The 12,694-nt window shown below is 72.0% G+C and carries 15 protein-coding genes and 3 tRNA genes; 7 read left to right on the top strand and 11 right to left on the bottom strand.

All coding sequences use genetic code 11. From position 1 onward, the window contains the following. Positions 1 to 3: 3 nt before the first annotated feature. A complete protein-coding gene (locus ABD268_RS05170) occupies positions 4 to 615 on the top strand; it encodes a hypothetical protein (protein ID WP_344148595.1) in 612 nt (203 codons plus the stop codon). A gap of 20 nt (positions 616 to 635) precedes the next feature. Here the strand turns inward: ABD268_RS05170 and ABD268_RS05165 are convergent, their stop codons facing one another. Genes ABD268_RS05165 through mobA form a run of 4 tightly spaced genes read right to left on the bottom strand, consistent with a single transcriptional unit; the run spans position 636 to position 3,266 of the window. Further along, a complete protein-coding gene (locus ABD268_RS05165; RefSeq protein ID WP_344148592.1) occupies positions 636 to 1,232 on the bottom strand; it encodes a bacterial proteasome activator family protein in 597 nt (198 codons plus the stop codon). A gap of 47 nt (positions 1,233 to 1,279) precedes the next feature. Beyond that, positions 1,280 to 2,257: an NAD(P)H-quinone oxidoreductase gene (locus ABD268_RS05160; RefSeq protein WP_344148589.1), complete on the bottom strand. Its 978-nt coding sequence runs from the start codon at positions 2,255 to 2,257 to the stop codon at positions 1,280 to 1,282. Between the two features lie 47 nt (positions 2,258 to 2,304). Continuing rightward, positions 2,305 to 2,628, bottom strand: coding sequence for a DUF6457 domain-containing protein (locus tag ABD268_RS05155; protein ID WP_344148586.1), 324 nt, complete (start codon positions 2,626 to 2,628; stop codon positions 2,305 to 2,307). Beyond that, positions 2,625 to 3,266, bottom strand: a complete 642-nt coding sequence (gene mobA, locus ABD268_RS05150; RefSeq protein ID WP_344148583.1) for a molybdenum cofactor guanylyltransferase — start codon at positions 3,264 to 3,266, stop codon at positions 2,625 to 2,627. The genes ABD268_RS05155 and mobA overlap by 4 nt, the downstream gene beginning before the upstream one ends. A gap of 92 nt (positions 3,267 to 3,358) precedes the next feature. On the opposite strand from mobA, the gene ABD268_RS05145 reads away from it, so the two are divergent. Both ABD268_RS05145 and ABD268_RS05140 read left to right on the top strand, forming a co-directional pair. After that, positions 3,359 to 4,123, top strand: coding sequence for a carbon-nitrogen hydrolase family protein (locus ABD268_RS05145; protein WP_344148580.1), 765 nt, complete (start codon positions 3,359 to 3,361; stop codon positions 4,121 to 4,123). Between the two features lie 11 nt (positions 4,124 to 4,134). Continuing rightward, the gene (locus ABD268_RS05140) at positions 4,135 to 5,184 is read left to right on the top strand and encodes a hypothetical protein (RefSeq protein WP_344148577.1); all 1,050 of its coding nucleotides are present in this window, start codon (positions 4,135 to 4,137) and stop codon (positions 5,182 to 5,184) included. Positions 5,185 to 5,239: 55 nt separating this feature from the next. Here ABD268_RS05140 and ABD268_RS05135 read toward each other — a convergent pair. After that, positions 5,240 to 5,328: transfer RNA gene (locus tag ABD268_RS05135), tRNA-Ser, on the bottom strand. Positions 5,329 to 5,402: 74 nt separating this feature from the next. Further along, positions 5,403 to 5,822, bottom strand: a complete 420-nt coding sequence (locus tag ABD268_RS05130) for a hypothetical protein (protein ID WP_344148574.1) — start codon at positions 5,820 to 5,822, stop codon at positions 5,403 to 5,405. A 114-nt stretch (positions 5,823 to 5,936) separates the two neighbouring features. On the opposite strand from ABD268_RS05130, the gene ABD268_RS05125 reads away from it, so the two are divergent. From ABD268_RS05125 to ABD268_RS05115, 3 genes are all read left to right on the top strand, one after another. Next, the gene (locus tag ABD268_RS05125) at positions 5,937 to 6,398 is read left to right on the top strand and encodes a hypothetical protein (protein WP_344148571.1); all 462 of its coding nucleotides are present in this window, start codon (positions 5,937 to 5,939) and stop codon (positions 6,396 to 6,398) included. Between the two features lie 74 nt (positions 6,399 to 6,472). Continuing rightward, positions 6,473 to 6,566 (top strand) — tRNA-Ser (locus ABD268_RS05120). 155 nt (positions 6,567 to 6,721) lie between these two features. Beyond that, positions 6,722 to 6,886, top strand: coding sequence for a hypothetical protein (locus tag ABD268_RS05115; RefSeq protein ID WP_344148569.1), 165 nt, complete (start codon positions 6,722 to 6,724; stop codon positions 6,884 to 6,886). A 149-nt stretch (positions 6,887 to 7,035) separates the two neighbouring features. Here the strand turns inward: ABD268_RS05115 and ABD268_RS05110 are convergent, their stop codons facing one another. From ABD268_RS05110 to ABD268_RS05100, 3 genes are all read right to left on the bottom strand, one after another. Continuing rightward, positions 7,036 to 8,046, bottom strand: a complete 1,011-nt coding sequence (locus ABD268_RS05110; protein WP_344148566.1) for a LuxR family transcriptional regulator — start codon at positions 8,044 to 8,046, stop codon at positions 7,036 to 7,038. A 120-nt stretch (positions 8,047 to 8,166) separates the two neighbouring features. Then, positions 8,167 to 9,975, bottom strand: coding sequence for a phosphoenolpyruvate carboxykinase (GTP) (locus ABD268_RS05105; protein WP_344148563.1), 1,809 nt, complete (start codon positions 9,973 to 9,975; stop codon positions 8,167 to 8,169). Between the two features lie 256 nt (positions 9,976 to 10,231). Beyond that, positions 10,232 to 10,771 (bottom strand): hypothetical protein, encoded by a 540-nt coding sequence (locus ABD268_RS05100; protein WP_344148560.1) that lies wholly within the window; start codon positions 10,769 to 10,771, stop codon positions 10,232 to 10,234. A gap of 107 nt (positions 10,772 to 10,878) precedes the next feature. On the opposite strand from ABD268_RS05100, the gene ABD268_RS05095 reads away from it, so the two are divergent. Beyond that, a tRNA-Arg gene (locus tag ABD268_RS05095) sits at positions 10,879 to 10,951 on the top strand. A gap of 49 nt (positions 10,952 to 11,000) precedes the next feature. Here the strand turns inward: ABD268_RS05095 and ABD268_RS05090 are convergent. Beyond that, positions 11,001 to 11,816: a class I SAM-dependent methyltransferase gene (locus ABD268_RS05090; RefSeq protein ID WP_344148557.1), complete on the bottom strand. Its 816-nt coding sequence runs from the start codon at positions 11,814 to 11,816 to the stop codon at positions 11,001 to 11,003. Between the two features lie 262 nt (positions 11,817 to 12,078). Beyond that, entirely contained in the window at positions 12,079 to 12,666 is a 588-nt protein-coding gene (locus tag ABD268_RS05085) for a hypothetical protein (RefSeq protein WP_344148554.1), read from the bottom strand. Positions 12,667 to 12,694 lie beyond the last annotated feature (28 nt).

Raw genomic sequence — 12,694 nt, 5'->3', positions numbered from 1 at the left:
CGCGTGTTCGCCTCTGTGTCCGACGCCGGCCGTCGCCTGCTCGCCGCGCTGCTCCTTGCCGGGTGCTGCGTGGTGCTGAGCCAGCTGCCGGCCCACGCCGCCTGCACGTGCGCCCCCGGCCACACGCAGACCCAGACCAAGCGGGCCAACGACGTCTTCACCGGCACGGTCACGCACGTCACCAGTGCGTCGGCGTCCGACGGCCGGGGTGGCGCGACCATGACCTACGACGTCGAGGTCGACCGCGTCTTCAAGGGCGACATCAAGACCCCGACGGTGCAGGTCACCTCGGACCGGTCCGCGAAGACCTGCGGCCTCGGTGAGCTCCCCGCCGACCGACGCTACGTCTTCTTCGTCAAGGCGGACGGCGCCGAGCTGACCAGCGACAGCTGCAGCGGGACCGCCAAGGCGGGCGCGACGCTGGTGCACAAGGTCGAGAAGCTGCTCGGGGACGGCCGCCCCGCGGTGCCGCCGGAGCCGCAGAAGGCGACGTTCACCAAGGTGGCCGACGCCCAGCCCATGAGCCTGCCGCGGCTCGCCGCGCCCGGGGTGGCCCTGGTGCTGGTCGGCCTGCTCGGGCTGATCGTCGTACGCCGTCTGGGCCGGCGCACCTGACGGCTGGCCTCCCGGTCAGATCAGAGGTACATGCCGCCGGACTCGCCCGGCCGGTGCGGCTGCTGCTGCGAGTCCTGCTGCTCGCCGGACTGCGGCGGCACCATGCCCTGGGGCAGCGCGCGGCGGATCTGCTCGAACTGGGCGCGCGCCGCCATCTGCTGGGCGTAGATCGCGGTCTGGATCCCGTGGAACAGCCCCTCGAGCCAGCCGACCAGCTGGGCCTGCGCGATCCGCAGCTCGCCCTCGGAGGGCGTCTGGTCCTCGGTGAACGGGAGCGTGAGCCGGTCCAGCTCCTCTACCAGCTCGGGCGCGAGCCCGGCCTCCAGCTCCTTGATGGAGGCCTGGTGGATCTCCTTGAGGCGGTTGCGGCTGGCCTCGTCCAGGGGCGCCGCCTTCACCTCTTCCAGGAGCTGGCGGATCATGCTGCCGATCCGCATCACCTTGGCGGGCTGCTCGACGAGGTCGGTGAGCGCGCGCTCCTCGCCGTCGCCCTCCTCCCCGGACTCGCCGTCCTGGGCCATCTGGGAGATGGCCGAGGCCGGGACGGACCCCATCGGCTGGCCGTCGGGGCCGATGATGACGACCTGCTGGTCCTGCTGGTCGGGGTTCTCAGTCATGCGCCCCAGCCTAGGCGAGGCCCCGGAACGGCCCGCCGGGGAGCGGCTCAGGTGGTGAGCAGGATCTTGCCCATGTGGTCGCCGGACTCCATCAGCTCGTGGGCGGCCCGCGCCTCCTCCAGCGGCATCGTGCCGTGCACGATCGGCCGGACCCGGCCGTCGGCGACCAGCGGCCACACGTGCTCGACGACCGAGGCGCAGATCGCGGCCTTGTCGGCCACCGGCCGGGCCCGCAGCGAGGTGGCGACCACCGCGCCCCGCTTGCGCAGCAGCGTGGAGATGTCGAGCTCGCCCCTGGTGCCGCCCTGCATCCCGATGATGACCAGGCGGCCCTCGGTGGCGAGGGCGTCGACGTTGCGGCCGAGGTACTTGGCGCCCATGTTGTCGAGGATCACGTCGGCCCCGTGCCCGTCGGTCTGCTCCTTCACCACCGCCACGAAGTCCTCGTCGCGGTAGTTGATGGTGACGTCGGCGCCCAGGTCCGCGCAGGCGGCGAGCTTCTCCGGCGTACCCCCGGTGGTGAGCACGCGGGACCCGTTCGCGGCGGCGAGCTGGATCGCGAACGTCCCGATCCCGCCGGCGCCGCCGTGGACCAGGATGTTCTCGCCGGGCCGGAGCGCGGCGATCATGAAGACGTTCGACCACACGGTGCACGCGACCTCGGGCAGGGCGGCCGCGGACACCAGGTCCACGCCCGCGGGGACCGGCATCACCTGGCCGGCGGGCACCACCACCTTGGTCGCGTAGCCGCCGCCGGCGAGCAGCGCGCACACCTCGTCGCCCACCGACCAGTCGGTCACGTCGGGGCCGACCGCGTCGATGGTCCCGCTGCACTCGAGGCCGATGATCCCCGAGGATCCGGGCGGCGGCGGGTAGTGCCCCTGCCGCTGGAGCAGGTCGGCCCGGTTGATCGCCGTGGCCACGACCGAGATGGCGACCTCGCCGGGCCCCGGCTCGGGATCGGGCAGCTCGGCGACGGACAGGACGTCGGGCCCTCCGGCCCCGGAGGCGATGACGGCGCGCATGCCGGCCACCCTAGCGACGCGCGCTCAGGCCGCGGCCCGGCGCGGGCTCAGTCGTCGAAGGTGTCGGTGGTGTGGTCCACGAGGCTGTCGTCGGGGACCTCGTCGTCGACGTCGTCGGGGTCCGGGGCGTCCGCGGGGCGGTCCCACCCCTCGGCGAGGACCTGGGCCTTCGCGGCCAGCGCCTCCACCTTCTCCGGGCCGGCACCGGCCGAGCCGGCGGCCAGGCCGAGCAGGTACGCCGTGACGGGCGCCGCCGGGCGCTCCACGGTGTGCGCGACCGTCCGGGCCAGGTCCAGGACCAGCCCCTCGTCGATCTCGGCGTCGATGTCGAGGACGTCGCACAGCTCGTCGATCCAGTCGTGCAGGTTCACGTGCTCAGGTTTCCCAGATCAGGGGCGGTGCCGCAACCCCCGACGCGCCGCGGGTTCGAATTGTCGACCTGCAGGTCCCGCACGTCCGCCCAGGTGTCGACGTCGCGGCCCTCCTCGCCGTGCGGTGGCACCGCGGCCAGGTCGAGCCCGGCGAGGAGCCGGTGCAGGGCCATCCCGTGCTGGTCCTCGTGGCCGGGACGCACCGCGTCGAGCCGGGCCACGTCCAGCACGCCGGCGAGCTGGCGCCGGCCGGCGGCGTCGGTGAGGAACGCCCCGTCGCGGCCCCGGGCCGCCTCGTGCAGGCGCCGGAACGTGTACGCCGTCACGTGCGGCATGTCGACGGCGAGGACGCCGAGGGTGGTGGGCCGGCGCGCCAGGGCGTCCCGGCCGGTGAGCAGCGCGGCGACGGGCCCGCCGTACCGCGGGCTCTCCCGGGTGAACGTCACGGGCCGGGTCGTGGGCACCGCGTCGCCGACGACCACGACCTCGTGGGCGTCGATCAGCGCGTCGACGGCCCACTCCAGCAGGGTGCGGCCCGCGTGCTCGAGGGAGGCCTTGTCCGCCCCGTCGAGCCGGGCGGCGGTGCCCCCGGCCAGGACGACCGCGGCGAAACCGGTGGTGCCGAGGGGGAGGTCCACGCCCGCAGTCTCCCACCGGGCCCGGGGGTCTGGGAACGTCCGGTGACCCGGTGTGAGGGACACGACTGCCGGTCGGCTGGCACTCTGGGTGGATGAACTCGCTGCGCGTCGCCCTCGTCCAGCAGGCCGCCGACCTCGACCCGGCCGTGAACCGTGGCCGGCTCGCGGAGCTGGTGCCGGAGGATGCCGACCTGGTGGTCCTCCCCGAGGCCTACGCCCGCGACTTCGGGGAGGCCGGTTCCGACGTCAGCGCCTTCGCCGAGCCCGTCGACGGCCCCTTCGCCACCGAGGTGGCCCGGGTCGCCGCCGCCCGCGGGACCACCGTCGTCGCCGGCATGTTCGAGCCCGGCAAGGATCCCGACCGGCCCTTCAACACGCTCGTCGTGCGCGGGGCGACCGAGGCGGCGTACCGCAAGATCCACCTCTACGACTCCTTCGGCTACCGGGAGTCCGACCGGCTCACCGCGGGTGAGGTCGAGCCCCTCGTGGTCGAGGTCGGGGGCTTCGCGGTGGGGCTGATGACCTGCTACGACCTGCGCTTCCCCGAGCTGGCCCGGGCGCTGGTCGACCGCGGCGCCGAGGTCCTCGTGGTGCCCGCGGCGTGGGTGGCGGGCCCGCGCAAGGTCGAGCACTGGCGCACGCTGGTCCGGGCCCGCGCGATCGAGAACACCGTGTTCGTGGCCGCCGTGGGCCAGCCCGGCCCCCGCTACAGCGGCCACTCGCTGGTCGTGGACCCGCTCGGCGACGTGCTGGCGGAGGGGCGCGAGGGTCCGGAGCTGCTCACCGCCACGCTGCACCGGGATGCTCTCGACGAGGCCCGTCGTACCAACCCTTCGCTGGCGAACAGACGTATGTAATCTTCGCTGTCGTGTCATCGCCTGTCCCGCGTCGTCGAGCGGTCCGCCCGCCGTCGCGGACGGCCCGCGCGCGGGCCCGTCTGCGGACCATCGTGACCTCGGTGCTGCCGCTGGTGCTGGGCGGCGTGATCGCCCTCGCCGGCCTCGCGGCCCTGGTCGCGGCGATGGTCCCGGTGGGCCCCGACTGGCTGGCCGGAGCCGGCGCGGTCGCGGTGGTGAGCGTCTACACGTGCGCGCTGGCCGCGCGGACCGGGGGCCGGCCGGTCGTCTTCGGCGCCCTGGCCCTGGCCCTGGGCGTGGTGGTGGTCGTGGCCGACGAGCCGGTCCTGTGCACGGGTGCGGCGGTGATGACCTGCGTGGTCTCCGCGGTGCTGGCCGTGATGGCGACCGTGCCGGCGGTGAAGTTCGTGGGCGCGGCCCGGGAGGCGGTCGTCGCGGTGCTGATCGCCGCGGTCGGCGCGCTGGCCACGGTGGGCTTCGCGCCGGCCATCACGCTGGCGCGCTTCGAGTACGTGACCCTCGGCCTCGCGATCCTGGGTGCCTTCGCAGTGGTCTTCCGGCTGGGCGCCGGCCTGCACGGCCTCGGCCGTCGTGGCGTGGTCACGGTGCTGGTCGGCACGCTCGTCCTCGCCGGCACCCTCGCGTACGCCGAGCTGCTGCGGCGGTACGGCACCCCGGGCCTGGTCGCCACCCTGCTCGACGGCGTGGTGTGGAGCCGCGAGCACCTCGGTGCCTTCCCGCGCCCGATCGAGTCGGTGCTCGGCATCCCCGCCCTCGCCTGGGGCTGCCACATGCGGGCCCGCCGCCGGCAGGGCTGGTGGGTCTGCGCCTTCGGCGTCGCGGCCACCGCCCCGGTGGCGCAGGCACTGCTCAACCCCGCGATCTCGCTCGCGGAGAGCGGCCTCTCGGTGCTGTACGGCGTCGTGGTCGGCCTCGCGGTCGGCTTCGTGCTGATCCGCGTGGACCTCGCCGTGACCGGGCCGCGTGGCTCGCGGGCGCGCCGCGCCGAGGAGGCCGCCGCCGCACGCCCCGAGCCGGCGCGCACCGCCGCCCTGCAGTGACCCTCCGGCTCGACGGGGAGCCGAGGGCACGCGACGCCTGCGTCGGGTGGATCTGCAGAGGGGGCGGGATTCGAACCCGCGGCTGACATCTCTGCCAGCGACCGCTTTCAAGGCGGTTCCGATCGGCCACTCCGGCACCCCTCCGTGCCGCCCGAGGGCGGGCACCGGTGCAGTCTAGGAGACGGGGTGCCCCTGGGGCCGGTGGAGTGCTGTGGGACCTACTCGGAGCCGCCCAGCTCGAGCTCGACGGCGTCGTACGCGAGGTCGTGGACGCGCTGGACGTGGTGGGCGATGTCGGTCAGCAGCCGGGTCAGGGCCGTGCGCAACCGCTCGACGTCGGGGCTCTCGAGGACCTGGGGGCCCAGCGCGCTGAGCCGGGCGAGCAGGGCGTCGCGCTCGCGGAGGATGCCGCCGCTGCGGGCGGCCAGCCAGCCGTCCTCGGAGCGCTCGTCCTCGCCGAGGAGCTCGTCGCGCACCGCGGCCATCCGTTGCCGGACCGTCCAGCGCCAGCTGCCGTGGGCGGCGCCGCCCTCGCCGGGCTCGTGGAGCGCCCGCTCGAGGTCCAGGAGGGCCGGCGCGAGGCCACGGGCGGCGCCGGCTCCGGCCTGTTTCCGCGCGCGCGGGATGGATACGCTCATGGCTGCCTCCCGGCGGAGCCTGAGTGGGGGTGGGGCTTCGAGTGTGCGCCCGCGCCGTGGACCGCGACAAGCCCGGGTGCCGCACCAATTGCGGTGTCTTGTTCAATCATCTGCATGCCCGGTTCCACCTCGTCCGACTATCGGCTCTCACCTGCGCTCGGCGCCCGACTGATGGGCACCCTGCTGGTGCTGCTCGCGCTGCTGCTCTTCGCCTCGACCGCGCTGGTCGCGCTGCTGCACCTGCCGCTGGACCTGCTCGTGCTGCTGGCTTTCCTCGGTCTGGTCGCTGTCTTCGGACTGGGCTACGTCCTCACCCGGCGGACCTACGTCCTCCGCCTCGACGACGAGGGCTACCGGGTGCGGCTGATCCGTGGCGCGGGCGTGACCACGGCCCGCTGGAAGGACGTGGAGGAGGTCGCCGCAGCCTCGCCCCGCGGGATCGCCTGCCTGGTGCTGCGGCTCCGGGACGGCCGGACGACCACGATCCCGGTGGCGGCGGTCGCCGCGGACCGGGAGGAGCTCGCCCGCGACGTGCGGGACCGCGCCCGCCGCGGCGAGGGCCTCCGCCCCCTCTGAACGTTGCGCGGCGACCCGGGTGTCCCCTGATTGGCCCCCTCCGGCGGCCGCCTTGTAGCCTGTCCTCGCTGTCGGGAGGCGTCGCCTAGTCCGGTCTATGGCGCCCGCCTGCTAAGCGGGTTTGGGGCTACAACCCCATCGAGGGTTCAAATCCCTCCGCCTCCGCCAGTGCGTCGGCCCCCTTCGGAGTGTCTCCGGAGGGGGCCGACCTCCTTTTCTGCACGATCGTGCAAACCCGTCGAAGATCTGCATGAAAATGCAATGCAAAAAGGTGAGGAAAAGTTCCACCACCAAGATGTGCATATCTGTCACAGACTCTTCCCATGGCCAATCCGTGGGCCAGGACATCGAAGCTGGAGGACTCCATGAACATCGCACGCAAGGCGGCCATCGCACTCGCCACCGCCGGCCTCAGCCTCGGCCTTCTCGGGATCAGCGCGCCGGCCCAGGCCGACACCAGCTGGGGCTGGATCCAGGTTCAGAAGTAGCTGCTCAACCCACAGACGTGAGACGGGGACCCAACTCACCCCCCACCTTGTTCGGTCCCAGTGCCACCCCCCGGCCCGTCTCATCCCACGCGAGGGCAACGACCTGAGGTCGTTGCCCTCGCGATATTTGTGCCTCGGGCGGGAGGGATTCAGTCCTCGTCTGGAGGTGGCACGGGCTCCGAGCCGGAGATCCCCTGCTGACCGATGACGTAGCCCAGCTGGAACCTCGTCTCTGCCTCGAACTCCGCCTTCAGGTCGGCCACGTATCCGGCGTAGGTGCGGGGGCTGACCCCGAGGCGCTTCGCCGAGACCGGGTCGGAGTGGCCCTCGATGAGCATCCGCAGCGTCATCGCGCGCTGCTCGGCGGCGATGTCCTTCATCAGGGTGGTCTCGCTGCTGGTGAACGGGCGAGCCCGCTCCCAGGACCGCTCGAAGACGTCCACGAGGTAGGCCACGACGGAGGGCTCCCGCACCGCGATGGCGACCTTGAGGTCCTCGGGGCTCGGAATCACCGCGACCCGACGGTCGATCACGATCATCCGGTTGAAGAACTCGTCGAGGGTGCGCACCTGCGCACCTCGCTCCGTGACCGCGGCGACGTACTTGTGGGTGACGCTGCTGCGGCGGGCGCTGTGCTGGTAGAGCGTGCGGATCTTCGCGCCGCGGTCGAGCAGGGCGGTGTCCCGAAGCGCGGCCAACGCCAGCTTGCGGGGGTCCCGGCCAGCCTGGGGCTGCGCAGTCAGAGTTTCCTCCTCGCAGTCCGCGACGAGGGCGGCGAGGAACGGGTCGATGGCGTCGTCGTGCAGGTAGGTGAACGGGCCGTTCGAGGTGCTCGGCGCCTTCCGCCAAGCGTGGTTGAGCACGCCGAACGCGCGGGCCCACTGCGAGGACGCCTCGAGGAGCTTGGCGGCTTCGTGGCTGAGCGGCGAGACGATCCGGGAGTGGACGCTGTTGGGGTCCTCGGCGACCCACTGGTTGGCGTCCCGGTCGTGCAGGATCAGCCGCAGCTCGACCAGCTGCTGGAAAGCCCTGTGCAGCTCGCCGTCTCGCTGGATCCGCTCGTCGGTGGCGGGGATTCCGCCGGACGTGACGATCTCCTCGTACAGGGCGGTCCCCTGGGTCTCGAAGAGGGCTCGCTCCTCTGGGCCGTAGGTCTCCACCCGTTCCCCTTCCGATCGCCCCCCGACTCCCAGACGCCGCAATGATTCCACAGGTAACACGCAGCAGAGGGCCCCATCCGCGCGCGGATGGGGCCCTCTTTGCTCGTCAGGCGTGCTGAATCAGCTGCCCAGGCGCGAGCGCAGGCCGTCCAGCTCGGTCCAGAGCACGGCCGGCAGGTTGTCGCCGAACTTCTCGAACCACTCCTGGATCTGCGGGATCTCGGCCTTCCACTCGTCGACGTCGACGCGCAGCGCGGCCTCGAGCTGCTCGTCGGTCAGGTCGAGACCATCGGTGTCCAGCGCGCCGGGCGCGGGGACGTGACCGATCGGGGTCTCGACCGCGGCCGCCTGGCCCTCGATGCGCTCGACGACCCACTTGAGCACCCGGCTGTTCTCGCCGAAGCCCGGCCACAGGAAGCCGCCCTCGTCGTCACGGCGGAACCAGTTGACGTAGAAGATCTTCGGCAGCTTGGCCGCGTCGTTGTCCTTGCCGACGGTGATCCAGTGGTTGAAGTAGTCGCCGGCGTTGTAGCCGATGAACGGCAGCATCGCCATCGGGTCGCGGCGGACCACGCCCACGGCGCCGACCGCGGCGGCGGTCGTCTCCGAGGAGAGGGTCGCCCCGAGGAAGGTGCCGTGCGTCCAGTCACGGGCCTCGAAGACCAGCGGGACGGTGGTCTTGCGGCGACCACCGAACAGGATCGCGTCGATCGGCACGCCGCGCGGGTCGTCGTACTCCGGGGCGAGGATGTCGCACTGCTTGATCGGCGTGCAGTAGCGGCTGTTCGGGTGGCTGGAGAGGAAGTCGCTCTCCGGGGTCCAGGGCTCGCCCTTCCAGGAGGTCGCCTTGGCCGGCGGGTTCTCGAGGCCCTCCCACCAGATGTCGCCGTCCTCGGTGAGCGCGACGTTGGTGAAGACCGAGTTGCCCTTGTTGATGGTCTTCATCGCGTTCGGGTTGGTGTGCTCGTTGGTGCCCGGCGCGACGCCGAAGAAGCCGTACTCCGGGTTGACCGCCCACAGGCGGCCGTCCTCACCGACGCGCATCCAGGCGATGTCGTCGCCCAGGGTCTCGACCTTCCAGCCCGGGATGGTCGGGGCGAGCATGGCGAGGTTGGTCTTGCCGCAGGCCGAGGGGAACGCCGCGGCGATGTACTTGACGACGCCGTGGGGGCTGGTCAGCTTCAGGATCAGCATGTGCTCGGCCAGCCAGCCCTCGTCGCGGGCCATCACCGAGGCGATGCGCAGCGCGTAGCACTTCTTGCCCAGCAGCGCGTTGCCGCCGTACCCGGAGCCGTAGGACCAGATCGCGCGCTCCTCGGGGAACTGCACGATGTACTTGGTGTCGTTGCAGGGCCAGGCGACGTCCGCCTCGCCCGGCTCGAGCGGGTGGCCGACGGAGTGCAGGGCCGGCACGAAGGGGGCGTCGAGCTCCTCCATCCGCCGCAGCACGTGGCTGCCCATGCGGGACATGACGCGCATCGAGGCGGTGACGTAGGCGGAGTCGGTGATCTCGATGCCGAACATCGGCTTCTCGGCCTCGAGGTGGCCCATCACGAACGGGATGACGTACATCGTCCGGCCCCGCATGCAGCCCTCGTAGAGCTTGCGCATGCGCGCCTTCATCTCGTTCGGGTCCATCCAGTTGTTGGTGGGCCCGCAGTCCTTCTCGTCGACCGAGCAGATGTAGGTCCGGTCCTCGACGCGTGCGACGTCGATGGGGTCGGAGGCTGCGTAGAAGGAGTTCGGCTTGATCGCGGGGTTCAGCCGCGTGAAGGTGCCGGTCGAGACCAGAGCTTCGGTGAGCTCGGTCCACTCCTCGTCGGATCCCGTGCACCAGTGGATGGAGTCGGGCTGGGTCATCGCAGCGACTTCGTTGACGAAGTCGAGGATCCCCTGATGGGTGGTGGGTGCCTGCGTCTCGGCGGTCATCCTTGTTTCCCTCTCGCGCATTCGCGGTGGTCGCCTCCGCTGGGGGAAGGCGCCGCCGGCCGTCGAGCGTATCGACGGTGTGTCGTGGAGTTGCTGTGGATCGCTCGGCGTCCTTGTCGGCGACTTTTGTGAGGCCCGAGATGCGGATACGGATGTCCGCTGCCCGGGATGCGCCGAGGGTACTCCGGCGAATTGGCGCCACATATTGGATCGTTCAACGCTCTGTGCGACCCGTCACACCGGCCGCGTGGGCGGGTCAGGGCTCCCCGAACGCCGCCACCGTGTCCCAGGCCGTGGCCTTGTCGAGGTCGGTGAGAGCCGCTGTTGTCCCGTGCACGTCGGAGGCGGGTACGGCGGCCAGCACCCGGTCGCGCGCCAGCACCAGGACCACCCCTCCGGCGGCCGCCGCGGCCCGGGTGGCCTGCTGCAGCGTCGCTCGCGAGCCGGAGGCGAACCGCAGCACCGTGGTCCACGAGGTGTGCCCGCCGGCGAGGTGGGTGCGCGCCTCGACCAGGGTGGCCGCCGCCGGGTCCCCGATGGGTGCCCACGACTCGGTGCCTTCGGCCGAGCACACCCTCCTCTTCTCCTGCGGCGTGCACTCGTCGTCGGTCATCACGGTCAGCCCCGGCAGGAGGGTGACGGGGACGCGGCCGGCGACGTGCGGCTGCTGCGGCGCGACGGCCAGCGTGGTCGGGGTGGGTGAGGGCGTCGGGGTCGCGTCGCTGCCGTTGCCCGAGCAGGCGGTGAGGGCGGCGCACGCCAGCAGCGCGAGCGTCGTACGCACCCGGCTCCACATGCGCCCGATCATCGGCGTGAGGCCGGCCGGTGTCGAGGATCCAGCACCGATTTCGGCCTCGTCGAGGACGTCCGCTATCCTCGTCCAGTCGTTCGCCAGAGCGACGGGCGCCTGTAGCTCAACGGATAGAGCATCTGACTACGGATCAGAAGGTTTGGGGTTCGAATCCCTACAGGCGCGCAGGACGAAGCCGCCGGTCAGCATCGCTGACCGGCGGTTTCTTGCTTGTTCAGGGCCGCTTGCGGGCCGCGATCAGGTACGCGGTGCCCAGGACACCCGAGCGTCCGCGCCGAAGGGTGCTCTCCGGATGGTCGCGCCAACGGTGGTTCACCTTGCGGGCCACCCGGTCCAGTGGAGGCACGGTCGGGGTCACGTCGTAGTAGACGAGGTCGTAGGGCTCCACCCCCACCGATCGAAGCGCCTCCTGGAGCCTGTGAGCGGTCCAGGCGCGGATGCCGGTCCTGGCGCAGTCGTGTCGCCTCTCGGCGGGGACGCCCGCGAGTCCTTCCAGGCGACCGAGCAGCCGCACCGCGGGCCAGTAGAGGCACCACTCGACAAGTCGGTACGGGCTCTGGGGGTTGAGCATCGTCACGAGGACGAGACCGCCGGGCCGGGTGACCCGCCCGATCTCCTCGATGACCTTGGGCACGTTGGAGTACTCGAGCACCCCCATGGCCAGCGCCACGTCGAAGCTGGCGTCGGGGAACGGCATCGCCTCGGCGTGGCCGGTGATGAGCTCGGTGCCCGTGGTGTTCGCCAGCTGGGCTTCGGCGGTGCGGACCATCGCCCGCAACTTGTCCAGGCCCGTCATCGCGAAGTCCCCGGGCCGGGTTTCCGCCAGATGACGCAGCATGACGCCCGGGCCGCAGCCGATGTCCAGCAGGGCGCCGCCCTGCACTGTCCGGAGCTGTTGGTTGATGGCATGGATCCGCGAGTGGAAGTACCTCGCAGACACGCTCCAGCCGTCGTGGGCATCGACGTAGGCGTCGGCGACAGGCGCGTCGGCGGCGTTGTACGCGGTCGTTCTGGTGGCAAGTTGGTTCATCGGCGCAGTTCCTTGTTTCAGCGGCCCGCCAGGGCGGTCCGTCGCGCGAGGCAGTGCGGGCACATCCCGCCGGCACGAGGCCGGTGCGACGCTGGGCGCCGATCGGATGGCGCTGGGCGACGCTCGTCGCGGAGTGCCGCTCGGGCGCAGCACGCCGCTCCGGCATCGCTGCCTCAGGAGTGGGGGACGGCCGCCGAGGGACTGGTCGTCACACGGCGGGTCGCCCGGCAGGGCCCAGTGAGTGGGCCCCGGTCCGAGTGAGTCAGCAAGCAGCCGGGGCGCGCGGCGGGCCGCGGCGGCCTGAGGCCGAGACCCAGAGCAGCGGCGGGAAGGTGGGGGCGTCGTAGACGGGGGCGAGGACCGGGGTGTCGGGGGTGGGCGGGATGGCCAGCGACGGCGGCGGGCTGAGCACCCGGAGGGCCGCGAGGCGGAACCACGCCCAGACGCTGGACTCGCACCCGTACAGGACGGCAGCCACGACCAGGTCGAACAGCAGGTGCGTCGCCAACACGCGGGCCACGCTGCCGGGGCTCGAGAGCCAGTACTGCGGCGGGACGTGTGGATGGTAGGTCCAGAACTCCCCGGGGACCGGGCGATCGACCGTCACCTTCGTCAGGACGTGCATGATCACCTGGCCCGCGACGACCAACCCCAGCACGCGCGCGAACGACACCTGCCGCGCTGCCATCTGGATGCCGATGCCGAAGAGCACCAGGCCCATCAAGCCGATGGCCGAGTCGCGGTCGAGCCCAGGACCGGCGCGGTCACCGTAGAGCGGCACCGCGCAGCAGACCAGTGCCAGCGCGACCCCGCGGATCACGCGCCACCGACCAACCCCCGGGCCCTTCATTCCTCGACGCTAACCGCCGACGCTCCGC

The organism is Nocardioides koreensis, assembly GCF_039531775.1.
Taxonomy (GTDB): Bacteria; Actinomycetota; Actinomycetes; order Propionibacteriales; family Nocardioidaceae; genus Nocardioides; species Nocardioides koreensis.
Note: the sequence above shows the minus strand (reverse complement) of the source record. Positions and strands in the feature narration are given on the sequence as shown.

What these genes read in the sequence shown, in the direction of transcription:
- ABD268_RS05130 (WP_344148574.1), bottom strand. Translation starts at nt 5,822, where the DNA reads ATGAGCGTATCCATCCCGCGCGCGCGGAAACAGGCCGGAGCCGGCGCC.
- ABD268_RS05145 (WP_344148580.1), top strand. Translation starts at nt 3,359, where the DNA reads ATGAACTCGCTGCGCGTCGCCCTCGTCCAGCAGGCCGCCGACCTCGAC.
- ABD268_RS05100 (WP_344148560.1), bottom strand. Translation starts at nt 10,771, where the DNA reads ATGTGGAGCCGGGTGCGTACGACGCTCGCGCTGCTGGCGTGCGCCGCC.
- ABD268_RS05105 (WP_344148563.1), bottom strand. Translation starts at nt 9,975, where the DNA reads ATGACCGCCGAGACGCAGGCACCCACCACCCATCAGGGGATCCTCGAC.
- ABD268_RS05085 (WP_344148554.1), bottom strand. Translation starts at nt 12,666, where the DNA reads ATGAAGGGCCCGGGGGTTGGTCGGTGGCGCGTGATCCGCGGGGTCGCG.
- ABD268_RS05165 (WP_344148592.1), bottom strand. Translation starts at nt 1,232, where the DNA reads ATGACTGAGAACCCCGACCAGCAGGACCAGCAGGTCGTCATCATCGGC.
- ABD268_RS05125 (WP_344148571.1), top strand. Translation starts at nt 5,937, where the DNA reads ATGCCCGGTTCCACCTCGTCCGACTATCGGCTCTCACCTGCGCTCGGC.
- ABD268_RS05160 (WP_344148589.1), bottom strand. Translation starts at nt 2,257, where the DNA reads ATGCGCGCCGTCATCGCCTCCGGGGCCGGAGGGCCCGACGTCCTGTCC.
- ABD268_RS05115 (WP_344148569.1), top strand. Translation starts at nt 6,722, where the DNA reads ATGGCCAATCCGTGGGCCAGGACATCGAAGCTGGAGGACTCCATGAAC.
- ABD268_RS05090 (WP_344148557.1), bottom strand. Translation starts at nt 11,816, where the DNA reads ATGAACCAACTTGCCACCAGAACGACCGCGTACAACGCCGCCGACGCG.